We start from the raw sequence: 15627 nt of genomic DNA, 5'->3' as shown, positions 1-15627 counted from the left end.
CGGGGGCCGTGGTGGAAGCCACGGCCTTTCGCGTCAATTCATGACGCGTGTCCGGCCGGTTCGGTTCCCACGCAACTTCTTCAATGCGCAATACTGTGCAATGTCCCGACCTCAAGGGTTGGTGACAACGCGTGTCTTGGCAGGGGACTGACAAGGCGCCGGCGCCGTGCTAGATCAGCCGCAATGCGTTGAGCAAAAGAAAGAAAGATTGATGTTCATTAGACATTCGCACGCGCTGTTGGCCGCCGTCGCCCTGATCACCGGGCCCGCATTCGCCCAGGACACCCCGGCGCCGGCCACCCCCGAAACCCCCGCGGCGGAAGCCCCCGCCGCCGATGCGCCTGCAACCGCCGCACCGGCCGCAGATGCCCCTGCCGCAGACGCGCCGGCCACCACACCTGCCGATGGAGAGACGCCAGCCGCGCCCGCCGATGCCCCCGCGGCCGAGAACGCGCCCGCAGGTCAGCCCGCGCGCGATCCGAACGGACCGGGCAGCTATTACGCCAAGTCCGAGCATGGCGATTGGACCATCCGCTGCATCCGCGCCGATCAGGGCAAGGATCCGTGCGAGATGTACAAGCTGCTGACCGATGCCGACGACAACCCGGTTGCCGAACTGACCATGGTTCCGCTGTCGAATGGCGACGTCGCTGCCGGCGCCACCCTGGTCGCACCGCTGGAGACGGACCTGATCGACGGCCTGGGCTTCCAGATCGGATCGGGCGAGATGCGCGGCTATCCGTTCAGCTTCTGCGCGCCGGTCGGCTGCGTCGCGCGTCTTGGCTTCACCAATCAGGAACTGGCAAGCATGAAGGCCGGCAGCACCGCGGCCGTGCAGCTGCTGCCCTTCGGCGGCGACCCGGATTCGCCGGTCCAGCTGAGCATGTCGCTGACCGGCTTCACCGCCGCGTTCGATGAACTGGCCGCCTATGCCGCCGCACCCGCGCCCGCCCCGGCCGCCGATGCAGAACCGGCAGAGGATACCCCCGCCGAGGACGCACCGGCCGAGTGATCGCCCCTGCCATCGCATGAACGGAAAAGGCCGCGTCCCCTAGACGCGGCCTTTTTCATGTGTCCCGCATGACGATCAGACGCGGCGCAGGGCGATGACCGCGTTCAGTCCGCCAAAGGCGAAGGCATTGGACAGGACGGCATCGACCCGCGCCTCACGGGCCTCGTTGGGAACGACGTCCAGCGCACATTCGGGGTCGGCCTCCTGATAGCCGATCGTGGGCGCGATCACCCCGTCGCGCAGCGCCATGATGCAGGCCAGCAGTTCGACCGCGCCGGTGCCGCCGATCAGATGGCCGTGCATCGACTTGGTCGACGACATCATCAACCGGTCCGCGTGATGGCCAAAGGCATGTGCCACCGCCGCACATTCCGTCTTGTCATTCGCGGCAGTGCCCGTTCCGTGGGCATTGATATAGCCGATATCCTCGCGGTTCAGGCCGGCATCGACCATCGCCCCGGTGATCGCGCGCTCGGCCCCCTGGGCCGATGGCATGACGATGTCCTGCGCATCCGACGACATGGCAAAGCCCACGACCTCGGCCAAAATCTCGGCGCCGCGCGCCCGGGCGTGTTCGAAATCCTCGAAGACGAAGACGCCCGCGCCTTCGCCCTGGACCATGCCGTTACGGTTGGCACTGAAGGGGCGGCAGGCGTCCTTGGACATCACGCGCAGCCCCTCCCATGCCTTGACGCCGCCAAAGCACAGCATCGCATCGGACCCGCCCGACAGCATGACGTCGGCCGCGCCCGACCGCACCATCTGGAACGCCAGGCCCATCGCATGATTGCTGCTGGCGCAGGCGGTGGCGACGGTGAAGGCGGGGCCGCGTAGGCCGAATTCCATGCTGACATGGCTGGCCGCGGCATTGTTCATCAGCTTGGGGACCACGAAGGGATGGACGCGGTTCTTCCCCTCCTCATAGACGGCGCGATAGTTCTCGTCCCAGGTGTTCAGGCCACCGCCGGCCGTGCCCAGGATGACCCCCGACCGCAGGCCAAGCGCGCCCTGAAAGTGCAGGCCCGACTGCTCGACCGCCTGCTTGGCGGCCAGCAGGGTGAACTGGGTGAACTTGTCATAGAGCAGGATCTGCTGGCGGTTGAAATAGGTCTCGGGCGTCCAGTCGTGGACCTGTCCGCCGATCTGGATCGACAAGCGATCGACATCGCGAAAATCTAGCTGCGTGATCCCGCAGCGACCCTCGCGGAACGCCTCCAGGGTGGTGGCGACATCGTGGCCAAGCGCGTTGATCGTGCCGGCGCCGGTGATCACCACACGGCGCAGCCCGCCGCGGCCGGTCGTCTCGGCCGCAGGCCGGATCGCGGGTGCCGCGCGGCCTGCGTCGATCAGCGCTTCGTCCACGGGGGCGGTCATTCCGCCTTTTCCGCGACCAGCCGATGCACCGCGGCGATGATCGTGCCCATGTTCGAGATGTCGAAGTCGGACTTCTCGGGCTCGTTCGCGTTGAACGGGATCGAGATGTCGAACTCTTCCTCGATGGCAAAGATCGATTCGACCAGGCCCAGGCTGTCGATGCCCAGTTCGGCGGGGGTCGCGTCATCGGTGATCTGGTCGGGTTCCAGCATCGCCTGCTCCGCGATGATGGCCCGAATGCGCTGCGTGATGTCGTCTGTCATGTCGCCTCCTGTTCAGCCCTTTTCCAACAGGCGTGTAACGGTTTCCTGAAGCTTGGACAGCTGTTGTGCGAAACGCGGCAGCCGCCGCATGGCCTTCTGGATCTCCAGCTGGGTCTCCATCTTGACCGCGGGGTTGCCCAGGATCACCCGGCCTGCCGGCACGCGGGTGAAGATCTTGGCGGCACCGCCCGCAATGACGTCGTCCCCGATCTGGATGTTGTCGTTGACGCCCACCTGCCCGGCCAGCACGACCCTGTCGCCGATCACCGACGATCCGGCCACGCCCACCTGGCTGCACAGCAGGCAGTCACGGCCCACGACGACGTTGTGGCCCAGCATCACAAGGTTGTCGATCTTGGTGCCGTCGCCCACGCGGGTCGACCGGATCGTGCCGCGGTCGATGGTGGCGTTCGCGCCGATCTCGACGTCGTGACCCAGCTCGACCGCGCCAAGCGAATGGATGCGCGTCCAGTGCTGCTGGTTGACCGCGGCACGGGCACCCAGGGTGCGGCGGATCTCCTCGATCCCCGACTCCTCGGGGGTGACGAAGGAAAACCCGTCGCCGCCGATGGACGCGCCCGGCTGCACGATCAGACGGTCGCCCGCGGTCACGTCATGGCCGATCCGCACGCCCGGATGGATCAATGCCTGATCGCCGATGCGGGCGCCGCGACCGATGCTGACATGCGCCCCGATGCGGGCGCCCTGTCCGATCCGCACATGCGCGCCGATGACGACAAAGGGCGCGATCGCCGCGCCGTCGCCGATCGTGGCCGTGGGGTCGATGACCGCGGTCGGATGGATGCCCGGCGCGATGTCCGGGCCGCGGTCGAAAGCCCGCGTCAGACCGGCCATGACCAGCCGCGGGCGGGGGGCAAAGATGGCGGCCTTCAGGCCATAGGCCTCGGGGTCCATCCCCTCGGCCAGAATGGCGATGCTGCCGGGCTTCAACGCCGCGGCGTATTTGGGCGCCATGGCCATGGCCAGCGTGCCGCCACCCGCGTCGACCGGACCGACCGCCGCGGGTTCCGCCGCACCCGTCACGCGGATCGACTGGTCGCCCCAGCATTGCGCGTCCAGAGCCCGCGCCAGTTCACCCATTGTCAGGACCATGGCCCCCCCTTTCGCGCAAGGACTTAGCCTGTTTGCAAGGCTGCTTCCAGTGCCCGCGTTCCGGGGCGGGTCACAACCCCGGGTTCAGGTCCGCGACCATGGCGGGCGCCGCCGCGCCAAAGCCCTGGGCCTGCAGCGCCTCCCAGATGCGGGCGTCGCGGCCATAGATGTCGTCGAACAGCCGGATGCGCCCGTCCGGGCCGGGCCAGGCGGTGAAATAGACCAGATGCACGGGAACCGGCGGCGTCAGCTTCAGCCAGGTCTCGCGTGCCCGGTCGCGGGCGCGCTGGAACATCGCCGCCGGATCATCGGTCTGGCGCGACAGCAGCGCGCGGGCCAGATCGACCGGATCGCCGATGCGGATGCAGCCATTCGATTCCGCCCGCACCCGGTTCGCAAACAGGTGCTTGGACGGCGTGTCGTGCAGATAGATGTTCCAGGGGTTGGGGAAGATGAACTTGACCACGCCAAGGGCATTGTCGTCGCTTGGCTTCTGGCGCAGCCTGAACGGAAAGCTGGCGGCGCTATAGCGGCCAAAATCGATGCCGTCCCGCGCCAGCACCCGCCCCGCGCCATCCACCACGTCCAGATGCGACAGCGCATGGCGGTTCGCCTGCAGGCGGGGCAGATAGTCGCGAACGGCGATGGACCGCGGCACGTTCCAGCTGGGATTGACCACGACATTGGCCATCATCTCGGAAAATTCCGGCGTGCGCATGTCGGGCGTGTCCTTGCCCATGACGCTGCGGGTGCGGAACACCTCGGCCCCGTCTTCCACGATGGTCGTGCTGAATTCCGGGATGTTCACCCAGACATGGCGGCTGTCCAGATCCTCGGACGCCATCCAGCGCATCCGCTCCATCGCCACCAGGATCGCGCGTTGCCGCGCGTCCTGTCCGGTGCCGCCATCGCCGTTCAGCGCCGCGATGGTCCGCGGGCCCGCGACGCCGTCATCCGGCAGGCCGGCCGCACGCTGATAATCGGAGACCGCCCGCGCAAGGGCATCGTCATACAGCGTGGCATCCGGCGCATCGGCGGCAAACCCGATGGCCACCAGGCGCGTGCGCAGGTCGGCGATCGCCGCGGCCCTTTGGCCGGGCCGCCAGACACCGGTCGCGATACGCGGCAGGCCTTGTGGGACGGCTAGGTCGGCCGGCCCGGACAGCGCCTGTTGCAGCGCAAGATAGGCCGGATGGTCCGGTCCGGCCCCGGCAAGGACCGCCGCAGGATCCGCCGCCGCCTCGAACCGCGCCAGCAGCGGGACGACCGCGGTCCGCACGGGCTGTCGCTTGATCTCGGGGTCGACGCGCGTCGGGTTCAGCACGCCGCCGGTCAGATCGCGCAGCAGGCGTGACAGGGCATGGGCATGGGCGATCTCGGCCGCAAGGCCTTCGGTCGCCGTCAGACGGTCGGGCTGGTATCGGGCAACGGGGATGCCATGGCGCGGGGCGTTCCCGATCGCGTCCCGCAAGGCGAGTCGCCGGGCCTCTCCCTCGGGGCCAAGGAAGATCGCGCGCAACCCGTTGCTGCCATAGAACGAGGCAAGATCGGCGTCGTCCGACACTGCCAGCGCCAAGGCCATCTGTTGCGGCGTGAAATCCAGCCGTGGCGCCGCGGCCACGCTCACGGCAGCGAGAGGTTCGCGTGCGCCGGACACAACGGGAAGCCAGCCGACGACCCCCGCCAGTGTCAGCGCCAGCACGCCCCGGACCATTCGAACCGCCATCTGAACCTCCGAAATTCTGCCCGTATTGTCCCACGGCCGCCGTGCGCGCGCCACACCCCACGCATCTGTTTGTGCAGTGGAAAAGCAGTGGTTGCCAAAACGCCACAGCGCCGCCGCCGATGTGCAACATTACCCGTTTTAGGCGAAATCTTGCCGAAATTCGGATTAGGATCGGCCATCCCGGCAGAATCCGTTTCGTCGCGCACGCGCTTTTGACATATTGTTAATCAGGTCGGGGATAAACCACGACAGGCCGCGACGTGTCGCCGGCTTAAAAAAACGAAGCAGGACAGGCGATCTGACATGACAATGGACATTATCTCCCGTCGCGGCATCTTGGGTGTGTTCGCGGCAACCAGTGTTGCGGCGACTCCGGTGATGGCGAATGCCTTCGGATTTTTGCGCGGCAATGCGGGCGACATGCGGCGGGTCAAGATGTACAACGGCCGGACCGGCGAGAGCATCGACACGGTCTATTGGGTCGACGGAAAATACATCCGCGAGGCCCTGAACGAGATCAACGTGTTCATGCGCGACTGGCGCACCGGCGAGGTGATCGGCATCGACCCGCGGATGATCGACGTGGCGGCCGCGTCCTCGCGCCTGCTGCAGACCAACGAACCTTACATGATGCTGTCGGGATACCGCTCGCCCCGCACCAACGCGATGCTGCGGCGCCAGTCCAGCGGCGTGGCGCAGAACTCGCTGCACCTGACGGGCAAGGCGGCCGACCTGCGGTTGAAGTCGCGCTCGGTCGGGCAGATGTACCAGGCTGCCGTAGCCTGCCGCGCCGGTGGCGTTGGACGCTACAGCCGGTCGAACTTCGTGCACATGGATTGCGGTCCCGTCCGCACCTGGGGCAGCTGATTTCAGACGACCTTTTCGCAAGGCGCAAACGCCCTCTGCCACCCGCAGACGGCGTTTTCCGCATTTTTCGGGCTTGCCGCCGCAACGCTGGCTTGCGACGCTGGCCGGAACAACAAGACAAGATCGGACCTGCATGAGCCCCCTCGAGACGCGCCGTTTCAAAACCGCCAAGAAAATTCAGGCCGCAGCCATCGAACTGGCCGTCCACGACGGTCTTCCCAATGTCACGACCGAGGCGATCGCCCGACATGCGGGCATCAGCACGCGGACCTTCTTCAACTACTACCCCTACAAGGAGGCGGCCCTGATGGGTCCGCCGCCCGACTATCCGCCGGAGGCGTCCGAGATCTTCATCGCGGGCAAGGGTCGCCTGATCGAGGATCTGGGCCTGCTGATCGAGGCGCATCTGGCCCGATATCTGAACGAACGCGAGCTGATCGGCGCGATGCTGGCCCTTTCCGACAAGGACCCCAAGCTGGAGGCGCTGCGCAACAGCGCCATGTTGGCGCGCCGTGCGCAGATGCGTACGCTGCTGCATCGGCGGATGCCCGGGTCGGACGAACGCGTGATCGAGATCCTGGCCGCCGCGATCATCGCCGCGACGAACGCCGCGACCAAGGATTGGGTGTCGGGCGCGCGCGAGGATTTCATCGCCGCAGCGCATGAGAACCTGTCGCTGATCCTGACGGCGGCCGAAATGCTGGACAAGCCCAGCTAGGGCGTCAGCAGCTTTCGGTACAGATCGTCCAGGAATGCCGCGCCCTCGGCCACGGGGTCGCGGCCGTCTCCCAAGACGGCGCGGACCTGCGTCTCGAAATCGGCATAGTGCTGGGTCATTGACCAGATCGAGAAGATCAGGTGGCGCGGCTCGACCCGCGCCAGCAGACCTTGGTCCATCCAGCCTTCCAGAACCGCGACCGTCCGGTCGACGATTTGTCGCAGATCGCCGCCCAGGATTTCGGTCAGATGCGGCGCGCCCTGCAGGATCTCATGGGCGAACAGGCGGCTTTCGCGGGGATAGTCCTGCGACATCGACAGCTTGGCCTGCACATAGCGCAGCACCTCGGCCAGCGGCTCTCCGTCGGCGTCGATCTGGCGCATCGGCGCCAGCCACATCTCCAGCAGGGTCGTCAGCAGCGCCTTGTGGATTTCGTCCTTGGAGCCGAAATAGTACAGCACGTTCGGCTTGGACAGGCCCGCCGCCCGCGCGATCTGGTCGATGGTCGCACCGCGCAGTCCGTTGGCCGAAAACGCCTCCAACGCCCCGTTCAGGATCAGCTCCCTGTTTTTCTGCTGAATCCGGGTCATCTGGGGCATGCAGGTCTCTGTCATCGAAGCTCCGGCTCTGGCATGATCCGATTTTGGGCAGATCGGTCGGAATTGTCATCCGGCTTGTCAGGACGCTTGACTGCCCCCTGCCCCGTGCTAGCCTGATCCTGACCGTTTGGTCAATAATCCGTGAGGACGATGCCAATGCCGCTTGACCGCAAGCCCGCCCCGAATGACCTGCGCGCCTTCTGGATGCCCTATACCGCGAACCGTCAGTTCAAGTCGGCGCCGCGGATGTTGGTTGCGTCCAAGGACATGCATTACACGGCCGCAGACGGTCGCCAGATCCTGGACGGGACGGCAGGCCTGTGGTGCTGCAACGCCGGCCACTGCCGCCCCAGGATCACCGAGGCCGTGCAGGCCCAGGTCGGAGAGCTGGATTATGCCCCCGCCTTCCAGATGGGCCATCCGCTGGCGTTCGAGCTGGCCAACCGCATCGTGGACATCGCGCCCGACGGGATGGACCATGTCTTCTACACAAATTCGGGCAGCGAGGCCGTCGATACCGCGCTGAAGATCGCGCTGGCCTATCACCGGGCGCGGGGCGACGCGGCCCGCACGCGGCTGATCGGGCGCGAGCGGGGCTATCACGGCGTGGGCTTCGGCGGAATCTCGGTCGGGGGCATCGTGAACAACCGCCGCCATTTCGGCACCTTGCTGGCGGGCGTCGACCACATGCCCCACACCCATCTGCCCGAGAACGTCTTCACCAAGGGGCAGCCGGAACACGGCGCCAACCTGGCCGACGAGCTGGAGCGCATCGTGGCCCTGCACGGGGCCGAGACGATCGCCGCCGTCATCGTCGAACCGATGGCCGGTTCGACCGGCGTCCTGATGCCGCCCAAGGGCTATCTGGAAAAGCTGCGCGCGATCACGAAAAAGCACGGCATCCTGCTGATCTTCGACGAGGTGATCACCGGTTTCGGGCGCCTGGGCAGCCCCTTCGCGGCCCAGCATTTCGGCGTTGTCCCCGACATGATCACCTGCGCCAAGGGCCTGACCAACGGCGTGATCCCGATGGGCGCGGTCTTGGCCACCGCGGAGATCTATGACGCGTTCATGCAGGGCCCTGAGCACATCATCGAACTGTTCCACGGCTATACCTATTCCGGGAACCCGATCAGCTGTGCGGCGGCCATCGCCACGCTGGACACCTATGCCGAAGAAGGTCTGTTGACGCGCGCCGCGTCGCTGGAAACCTATTGGCAAGAGGCGATCCACGGGCTGCGGGACCATCCGAACGTGATCGACATCCGCAACATGGGCCTGATCGGCGCCGTGGAACTGGCGCCGATCGAGGGTCAGCCGGGCAAGCGCGCCTTCGACATCTTCGTGCGCGCGTTCGAGGCCGGCATCCTGATCCGCGTGACGGGCGACATCATCGCCATGTCGCCGCCCCTGATCATCAGCGAGGCGCAGATCGATCATCTGATCGGCACGCTTGGCGAGGTGCTGAAGACCGCCGCGTAAGCGGCCAAACCCATCCAGCCGACCCCGCGACAGAATGGGGCGGCCCGACAGGAAGGACTGCGAATGAGCGACGCAAGTGGCGTGATGACGGCTGCGAACATGACCGTCGATGGCGACAGGCTGTGGGACAGTCTGGACCAGATGGCCCAGATCGGCCCCGGCATCGCGGGGGGTTGCAACCGCCAGACCCTGACCGATGCCGATGCCGAGGGACGTAGCCTCTTCCAGCGCTGGTGCGAAGAAGCCGGCATGACGATGGGCGTCGACCGGATGGGCAGCATGTTCATGCGCCATGAGGGGGTCGAGCCCGATCTGGACCCCGTCTATATCGGCAGCCACCTGGACACGCAGCCGACCGGCGGGCGTTATGACGGGGTACTGGGCGTCCTTGCCGGGCTGGAGGTCATCCGGTCGATCCGGGACCTGGGCATCCGCACGCGCCGCCCCATCGTGGTGACGAACTGGACCAACGAGGAAGGCGCGCGTTTCGCGCCCGCCATGTTGGCGTCGGGCGTCTTTGCGGGCGTCTTGACAGAGGATTACGCCAACAGCCGGCAGGATGCCGATGGCAAGCGTTTCGGCGACGAGTTGGACAGGATCGGCTGGCGCGGAACCGAAGCGCCGGGCGACCGCAAGATCCACGCGATGTTCGAACTGCATATCGAACAGGGCCCGATCCTTGAGGCAGAGGGCAAGCAGATCGGCGTGGTCACCCATGGCCAGGGACTGTGGTGGCTGCAGGTGACGCTGACCGGTAAGGACGCCCATACGGGCAGCACGCCCATGGCGATGCGCGTGAATGCGGGCCTTGGCATGGCGCGGATCATAGAGGCGGTGCATTGCATCGCGATGGACCACCAGCCGGATGCGGTCGGTGCCGTCGGCCAAGCCAACCTTTTCCCGAACAGCCGCAATGTCATTCCGGGAAAGGCGGTGTTCTGCATTGATTTCCGGTCGCCCGATCTGGAGAAGCTGACGTCGATGCGGTCGAGGTTGGAAGCGGAGGCTGCTGAAATTGCCGCGGAACTGGGGCTGGGGATCGAGATCGAGCCGGTCGGGCATTTCGACCCGGTGACCTTTGATCCCGACCTGGTCGGCAAGGTGCGCGGCGCGGCCGAGAAGCTGGGATATAGCCACATGGATATCGTGTCGGGCGCGGGGCATGACGCCTGCTGGATCGCCAAGGTTGCGCCGACAGTGATGATCATGTGCCCCTGCGAAGGCGGGCTGAGCCACAACGAGGCCGAGGCGATCACGCCGGACTGGGCGCGTGCGGGATGCGACGTGCTGCTGCACGCGGTGCTGGACGCCGCCGAGATCGTCCGCTGACGCGGACAGCGGCCGGGGGTTTCACCCCCGGACCCCCAGGGTATTTGGACAAAGAAGAAGAGGGATGCCATGAGCACGGTCATCAGGGGCGGAACCATCGTCACGGCGGATCTGAGCTATCAGGCCGACGTGCTGATCGAGGGGGGGCGTATTGCCGCGATCGGTCAGGGGCTGGTCGGTGACACCGTCCTGGACGCGGGCGGCTGCCTGGTCATGCCGGGCGGGATCGACCCGCACACGCATCTGGAGATGCCCTTCATGGGCACCTATTCGGCCGACGATTTCGAGAGCGGGACGCGGGCGGCACTGGCGGGAGGCACGACGATGGTCGTGGATTTCGCGCTGCCGTCGCCGGGCCAAGGACTGCTGGATGCGCTGCAGATGTGGGACAACAAGTCCGGGCGCGCGCATTGCGATTACAGCTATCACATGGCGGTCACGTGGTGGGGCCAGCAGGTGTTCGACGAGATGCAGGCGGTCGTGGACCGCGGCATCACCAGCTTCAAGCATTTCATGGCCTACAAGGGCGCGCTGATGGTGAATGACGACGAGTTGTTCGCGTCGTTCCGCCGGGTTGGAGATCTGGGCGGCGTGGCGATGGTCCATGCCGAGAACGGCGACGTGGTAGCCGAGCTGTCGGCGCGTCTGCTCGCCGAGGGGAACACCGGCCCGGAGGCCCACGCCTATTCCCGCCCGCCCCAGGTCGAGGGCGAGGCCACGAACCGCGCGATCATGGTGGCCGACATGGCAGGCGTGCCGCTGTACGTGGTCCATGTCAGCTGCGAGGACAGCCATGAGGCGATCCGCCGGGCGCGCGCCCAAGGCAAGCGGGTCTGGGGCGAGCCGCTGATCCAGCACCTGACGCTGGACGAATCCGAGTATTTCAACGCGGATTGGGATCATGCCGCACGCCGGGTCATGTCGCCGCCGTTCCGCAACAAGCAGCATCAGGACAGCCTGTGGGCCGGTCTGCAGTCGGGCAGCCTGTCGGTCGTGGCGACCGACCATTGCGCCTTCACAACCGATCAGAAACGTACCGGCATCGGCGATTTCACCAGGATCCCGAACGGCACCGGGGGTCTTGAGGATCGGATGCCGATGCTGTGGACGCATGGGGTCGGCACGGGGCGGCTGACGCCGAACGAGTTCGTGGCCGTCACCTCGACCAACATCGCCAAGATCCTGGGGATGTACCCGAAAAAGGGCGCGGTCCTGGTCGGCAGCGACGCGGACCTGGTGGTCTGGGACCCCGAGGCGACCAAGAAGATCACCGCCTGCGCCCAGCAATCCGCGATTGATTACAACGTGTTCGAGGGGCAGACCGTCAAGGGCCTGCCGCGGTTCACCCTGACCCGCGGCGTCGTTGCCGTGACCGAGGGCAAGGTCGACAGCCGCGAGGGGCACGGCGAATTCGTGGCCCGCGAGCCGCGCGGTCAGGTAAACCGCGCGCTGTCCGCCTGGAAGGACCTGACCGCGCCGCGCCCGGTCCAGCGCGGCGGCATTCCCGCAAGCGGGGTGTGACTTGACCGTCATCGAGGCAAGCGGCGTCAGCCTGACCTTCCAGACCGCCGACGGGCCGGTGCACGCCCTCAAGGACGTGGACCTGTCCATCGCGCCCGGCGAATTCGTCAGCTTCATCGGGCCGTCGGGATGCGGCAAGACCACGTTCCTGCGCAGCATCGCCGCGCTGGAGACGCCCACCGACGGCACCCTGCGCGTCAACGGGATGGAGCCGGACGCGGCCCGACGGGCGCGCGCCTATGGGTACGTGTTCCAGGCGCCGGGGCTTTATCCGTGGCGAACGATCGCGGGGAACATCTCTCTGCCGCTGGAGATCATGGGGTTTTCCAAGGCTGATCGCGCGGAACGCATTGCCCGGGTCATGGACCTGGTCGAACTGTCGGGCTTTGGCGGCAAGTTTCCGTGGCAGCTGTCGGGCGGCATGCAGCAACGCGCCAGCATCGCCCGCGCGCTGGCCTTCGACGCCAACATCCTGCTGATGGACGAACCTTTCGGCGCCTTGGACGAGATCGTGCGCGACCGCCTGAACGAGGCGCTGCTGGCCCTGTGGCGCAAGACCGGCAAGACCATCGGCTTTGTCACGCATTCGATCCCCGAGGCGGTCTATCTGTCGACCAAGATCGTCGTCATGTCGCCGCGTCCGGGCCGCATCACCCGCGTGATCGAAAGCACCCTGCCCCCGGACCGTCCGCTGGACATCCGCGACACGCCCGAATTCATCGCCCTGGCCCATGAGGTCCGCGAGGGGCTGCGCGACGGACACAGCCATGACTAGGGGACGGCTTGTGCCCGTGATGACGGTGCTGCTGGCCATCGTCGCCGTCTGGTACCTGGCCGCGATCCGCATGAACGCCCAATGGGAGCGTGACCAGGCCGCCCGGGCCGAGGTGACGCTGACCCTGCCCGACCTTGTCGCGCGCACCCTGGTGCAGGAACGCCCCGTGCTGCCCGCCCCCCACCAGGTGGCTGTCGGCCTGTGGGAGGGGCTGGCCGGTCAGGCCATCACCTCGCGCCGCAGCCTGGTCTGGCATGCTTGGGTGACCCTGTCCGCGACGCTGGCAGGCTTTGCCATCGGCACCGGCGCGGGCATCCTGCTGGCGGTCGGCATCGTCCACAGCCGCAGCATGGACCAGTCGGTCATGCCCTGGGCCGTGGCCAGCCAGACCGTTCCGATCCTGGCCATCGCGCCGATGGTCATCGTGGTCCTGTCCAGCATGGGTGTCACGGGTCTTTTGCCCAAGGCGATCATCGCCGCATGGCTGTCGTTCTTTCCGGTGCTGGTCGGCATGGTCAAAGGCCTGCGCACCCCCGATGCGATGCAGCTGGACCAGATGCGCAGCTGGAGCGCCAGCAACGCCCAGGTCTTCTGGCGGCTGCGGCTGCCGTCGTCGCTGCCCTACCTGTTCGCCAGCCTCAAGGTCGCGATCGCCGCGGCGCTGGTCGGCACCATCGTGGGCGAACTGCCCGCCGGGGCGACCGCGGGCCTGGGCGCGCGCCTGCTGTCAGGCAGCTATTACGGCCAGACCGTCCAGATCTGGTCGGCGCTGTTCGTCGCGGCCCTGCTGGCCGCGGGCCTTGTGGCCATCGTCGGATGGCTGGAGCGACGCACCCTCAGCCGCATGGGGTTGGCACGATGACAGAGCTGCGCCTTGGTCGGACCTATTGGTTCCTGCAGAACATCCAGGTGGTCGCGGGGGGCATCGTCGCCTTGGTCGCCGCGCATTGGCTGGCGCCGACGGCCGCGCCGCTGGTGGCGGTATGGCTGATCGCGTGGCTGTTCAACGCGTGGCTGGCCGGGTTCGACACGCCCGCCACGCGCGCCGTCGTGCCGATCATCTTTGGCGGCACGATCATCCTGCTGTGGGAGATGGCGGTCCGCGCCTATGCGATCCCGACCGTGATCCTGCCCGCACCCAGCCAGATCGCGGCCAGTTTCGCGGCCAATACCGGCATTCTGTGGACCGATTTCGTCCAGACGATCCTCAAGGGGGCGCTGACCGGCTGGCTGATCGGTGCGGCGGCGGCGGTCCTGACCGCCATCGCCATCGACCGCAGCCCCTTCCTGCAGCGCGGGCTGCTGCCCATCGGCAATTTCGTCGCCGCCCTGCCCATCGTCGGCATCGCCCCGATCCTGGTGATGTGGTTCGGCTTCGACTGGCAGTCCAAGGCCGCGGTCGTGGTGGTGATGGTCTTCTTCCCGATTCTGGTGAACATGGTCGCGGGCCTGCGCGCCACCGATGCGATGCAGCGCGACCTGATGGCCAGCTGGGCCGCCCCCTATGGCGCGGCGCTGTGGAAGCTGCGCCTGCCCGCCGCGATGCCCTTTCTGTTCAACGGGTTGAAGATCACCACCACGCTGGCCCTGATCGGGGCGATCGTTGCCGAATTCTTCGGCAGCCCGACGCGCGGCATGGGTTTCCGCATCTCGACCGCGGTGGGGCGTCTGGACCTGCCGTTGGTCTGGGCCGAAATTGTCGTGGCGGCGCTGGCGGGAACGCTGTTCTATGGCATCGTTGCGCTGATCGAGAAGAAGGTGACGTTCTGGCACCCGTCGCAGCGCAACTAACCGGGGCCGCATCCCCATCCGGGGCGGATCCCACCAACAGGAGAGACGGGAAATGACACGACTGATGACCGGGGCCGCGGCCCTTGCGCTGATGGCCGGAGGGGCGCAGGCGGGCGATCTGACGCTGCAGCTGAAATGGGTCACGCAGGCCCAGTTCGCGGGCTATTACGTCGCGCAGGAAAAGGGTTTCTACGAGGAAGAGGGCGTCAACCTGACCATCCTGCCGGGCGGTCCCGACATCGCCCCGACCCAGGTCCTGGCCGGCGGCGGCGCGGACGTTATCGTCGAATGGATGCCTGCGGCGCTGGCCGCGCGCGAAAAGGGCCTGCCGATGGTGAACATTGCCCAGCCCTTCAAGGCGTCGGGCATGATGCTGACCTGTCTGAAGGAAAGCGGCATCAGCGATCCGGCTACCGATTTCGCGGGCAAGACCCTGGGCGTCTGGTTCGCGGGCAACGAATACCCGTTCCTGTCCTGGATGAACACGCTTGGCCTGTCGACCGAGGGCGGCCCCGAGGGTGTGACCGTGCTGAAGCAGGGCTTCAATGTCGATCCCCTGCTGCAGAAACAGGCGGCCTGCATCAGCACGATGACCTACAACGAGTACTGGCAGGTGATCGACGCCGGCATCGCCGAGGACGACCTGGTGACCTTCAAGTACGAGGACCAGGGCGTGGCCACCCTTGAGGACGGCCTCTACGTGCTGGAGGAGACGCTGGAGGACAGCGAGAAGGTGACCGACCTGGTGGGCTTTGTCCGCGCCAGCATGCGCGGCTGGCAATACGCGGCCGAGAACCCCGAGGAGGCCGCCCAGATCGTCCTGGACAACGACGAGACCGGCGCCCAGACCCTGGAGCATCAGACCCGCATGATGACCGAGATCGCCAAGCTCCTGGAAGGTTCGGACGGCACCCTGGCCGAGGCCGATTACCAGCGCACCGTCGATATCCTGCTGTCGGGCGGGTCCGACCCGGTGATCCAGGCCGCCCCCGAAGGGGCGTGGGTGTCGACCATCACCGACCGCGCCTTCGACTGAACGACGGGCGGGCCGCCCCAT

The 15627-nt window shown here is 66.7% G+C and carries 15 protein-coding genes; 10 read left to right on the top strand and 5 right to left on the bottom strand.

Annotated elements, in window-relative coordinates:
• The first annotated feature begins 211 nt into the window (after positions 1-211).
• The gene (locus tag EOJ32_RS09690) at positions 212-1012 is read left to right on the top strand and encodes an invasion associated locus B family protein (RefSeq protein WP_127898417.1); all 801 of its coding nucleotides are present in this window, start codon (positions 212-214) and stop codon (positions 1010-1012) included.
• A gap of 75 nt (positions 1013-1087) precedes the next feature.
• On the opposite strand, the gene EOJ32_RS09685 is transcribed toward EOJ32_RS09690, so the two are convergent.
• From EOJ32_RS09685 to EOJ32_RS09670, 4 genes are all read right to left on the bottom strand, one after another.
• Positions 1088-2296, bottom strand: a complete 1209-nt coding sequence (locus EOJ32_RS09685) for a beta-ketoacyl synthase (RefSeq protein WP_045980892.1) — start codon at positions 2294-2296, stop codon at positions 1088-1090.
• An 86-nt stretch (positions 2297-2382) separates the two neighbouring features.
• Positions 2383-2649 (bottom strand): acyl carrier protein, encoded by a 267-nt coding sequence (locus tag EOJ32_RS09680; RefSeq protein ID WP_045980857.1) that lies wholly within the window; start codon positions 2647-2649, stop codon positions 2383-2385.
• A gap of 12 nt (positions 2650-2661) precedes the next feature.
• Positions 2662-3762: a UDP-3-O-(3-hydroxymyristoyl)glucosamine N-acyltransferase gene (lpxD, locus tag EOJ32_RS09675; RefSeq protein ID WP_045980856.1), complete on the bottom strand. Its 1101-nt coding sequence runs from the start codon at positions 3760-3762 to the stop codon at positions 2662-2664.
• A gap of 70 nt (positions 3763-3832) precedes the next feature.
• Complete coding sequence (locus tag EOJ32_RS09670) at positions 3833-5488, bottom strand: murein L,D-transpeptidase (protein WP_240542397.1); 1656 nt, start codon at positions 5486-5488, stop codon at positions 3833-3835.
• 303 nt (positions 5489-5791) lie between these two features.
• Between EOJ32_RS09670 and EOJ32_RS09665 the strand changes: the two genes are divergently transcribed.
• Positions 5792-6355 carry a DUF882 domain-containing protein gene (locus EOJ32_RS09665; RefSeq protein ID WP_045980855.1) on the top strand — a complete coding sequence of 188 codons (564 nt, stop codon included), beginning with the start codon at positions 5792-5794 and terminating at the stop codon, positions 6353-6355.
• A 133-nt stretch (positions 6356-6488) separates the two neighbouring features.
• Positions 6489-7073: a TetR/AcrR family transcriptional regulator gene (locus tag EOJ32_RS09660; protein ID WP_127898416.1), complete on the top strand. Its 585-nt coding sequence runs from the start codon at positions 6489-6491 to the stop codon at positions 7071-7073.
• On the opposite strand, the gene EOJ32_RS09655 is transcribed toward EOJ32_RS09660, so the two are convergent.
• Complete coding sequence (locus EOJ32_RS09655; protein WP_127898415.1) at positions 7070-7672, bottom strand: TetR family transcriptional regulator C-terminal domain-containing protein; 603 nt, start codon at positions 7670-7672, stop codon at positions 7070-7072. The two genes, EOJ32_RS09660 and EOJ32_RS09655, sit on opposite strands and share 4 nt — an antisense overlap.
• 156 nt (positions 7673-7828) lie before the next feature.
• Between EOJ32_RS09655 and EOJ32_RS09650 the strand changes: the two genes are divergently transcribed.
• The 7 genes from EOJ32_RS09650 (at position 7829) to EOJ32_RS09620 (ending at position 15606) form a co-directional block, all read left to right on the top strand.
• Positions 7829-9154: an aspartate aminotransferase family protein gene (locus EOJ32_RS09650; RefSeq protein WP_045980854.1), complete on the top strand. Its 1326-nt coding sequence runs from the start codon at positions 7829-7831 to the stop codon at positions 9152-9154.
• Positions 9155-9217: 63 nt separating this feature from the next.
• Positions 9218-10483: a Zn-dependent hydrolase gene (locus tag EOJ32_RS09645; RefSeq protein ID WP_371705367.1), complete on the top strand. Its 1266-nt coding sequence runs from the start codon at positions 9218-9220 to the stop codon at positions 10481-10483.
• Between the two features lie 69 nt (positions 10484-10552).
• Positions 10553-12004 carry a dihydropyrimidinase gene (hydA, locus tag EOJ32_RS09640; RefSeq protein ID WP_127898414.1) on the top strand — a complete coding sequence of 484 codons (1452 nt, stop codon included), beginning with the start codon at positions 10553-10555 and terminating at the stop codon, positions 12002-12004.
• Position 12005: 1 nt separating this feature from the next.
• A complete protein-coding gene (locus tag EOJ32_RS09635) occupies positions 12006-12779 on the top strand; it encodes an ABC transporter ATP-binding protein (RefSeq protein WP_127898413.1) in 774 nt (257 codons plus the stop codon).
• Entirely contained in the window at positions 12772-13641 is an 870-nt protein-coding gene (locus EOJ32_RS09630; RefSeq protein WP_127898412.1) for an ABC transporter permease, read from the top strand. Before EOJ32_RS09635 ends, EOJ32_RS09630 begins: the two co-directional genes overlap by 8 nt.
• The gene (locus EOJ32_RS09625) at positions 13638-14570 is read left to right on the top strand and encodes an ABC transporter permease (protein ID WP_127898411.1); all 933 of its coding nucleotides are present in this window, start codon (positions 13638-13640) and stop codon (positions 14568-14570) included. Before EOJ32_RS09630 ends, EOJ32_RS09625 begins: the two co-directional genes overlap by 4 nt.
• Positions 14571-14622: 52 nt before the next feature.
• Positions 14623-15606, top strand: coding sequence for an ABC transporter substrate-binding protein (locus tag EOJ32_RS09620; protein ID WP_127898410.1), 984 nt, complete (start codon positions 14623-14625; stop codon positions 15604-15606).
• Positions 15607-15627 lie beyond the last annotated feature (21 nt).

The organism is Paracoccus sp. Arc7-R13, from assembly GCF_004010775.1.
Classification (GTDB): Bacteria; Pseudomonadota; Alphaproteobacteria; order Rhodobacterales; family Rhodobacteraceae; genus Paracoccus; species Paracoccus marcusii.
Note: the sequence above shows the minus strand (reverse complement) of the source record. Positions and strands in the feature narration are given on the sequence as shown.

Bases quoted from the DNA above. Each gene is read 5' to 3' on its own strand.
- EOJ32_RS09650 (WP_045980854.1), top strand. From the start codon at position 7,829: ATGCCGCTTGACCGCAAGCCCGCCCCGAATGACCTGCGCGCCTTCTGG.
- EOJ32_RS09655 (WP_127898415.1), bottom strand. From the start codon at position 7,672: ATGCCCCAGATGACCCGGATTCAGCAGAAAAACAGGGAGCTGATCCTG.
- EOJ32_RS09690 (WP_127898417.1), top strand. From the start codon at position 212: ATGTTCATTAGACATTCGCACGCGCTGTTGGCCGCCGTCGCCCTGATC.
- lpxD (WP_045980856.1), bottom strand. From the start codon at position 3,762: ATGGTCCTGACAATGGGTGAACTGGCGCGGGCTCTGGACGCGCAATGC.
- EOJ32_RS09630 (WP_127898412.1), top strand. From the start codon at position 12,772: ATGACTAGGGGACGGCTTGTGCCCGTGATGACGGTGCTGCTGGCCATC.
- EOJ32_RS09665 (WP_045980855.1), top strand. From the start codon at position 5,792: ATGACAATGGACATTATCTCCCGTCGCGGCATCTTGGGTGTGTTCGCG.
- EOJ32_RS09625 (WP_127898411.1), top strand. From the start codon at position 13,638: ATGACAGAGCTGCGCCTTGGTCGGACCTATTGGTTCCTGCAGAACATC.
- EOJ32_RS09670 (WP_240542397.1), bottom strand. From the start codon at position 5,488: ATGGCGGTTCGAATGGTCCGGGGCGTGCTGGCGCTGACACTGGCGGGG.
- EOJ32_RS09645 (WP_371705367.1), top strand. From the start codon at position 9,218: ATGAGCGACGCAAGTGGCGTGATGACGGCTGCGAACATGACCGTCGAT.
- hydA (WP_127898414.1), top strand. From the start codon at position 10,553: ATGAGCACGGTCATCAGGGGCGGAACCATCGTCACGGCGGATCTGAGC.
- EOJ32_RS09660 (WP_127898416.1), top strand. From the start codon at position 6,489: ATGAGCCCCCTCGAGACGCGCCGTTTCAAAACCGCCAAGAAAATTCAG.
- EOJ32_RS09620 (WP_127898410.1), top strand. From the start codon at position 14,623: ATGACACGACTGATGACCGGGGCCGCGGCCCTTGCGCTGATGGCCGGA.
- EOJ32_RS09680 (WP_045980857.1), bottom strand. From the start codon at position 2,649: ATGACAGACGACATCACGCAGCGCATTCGGGCCATCATCGCGGAGCAG.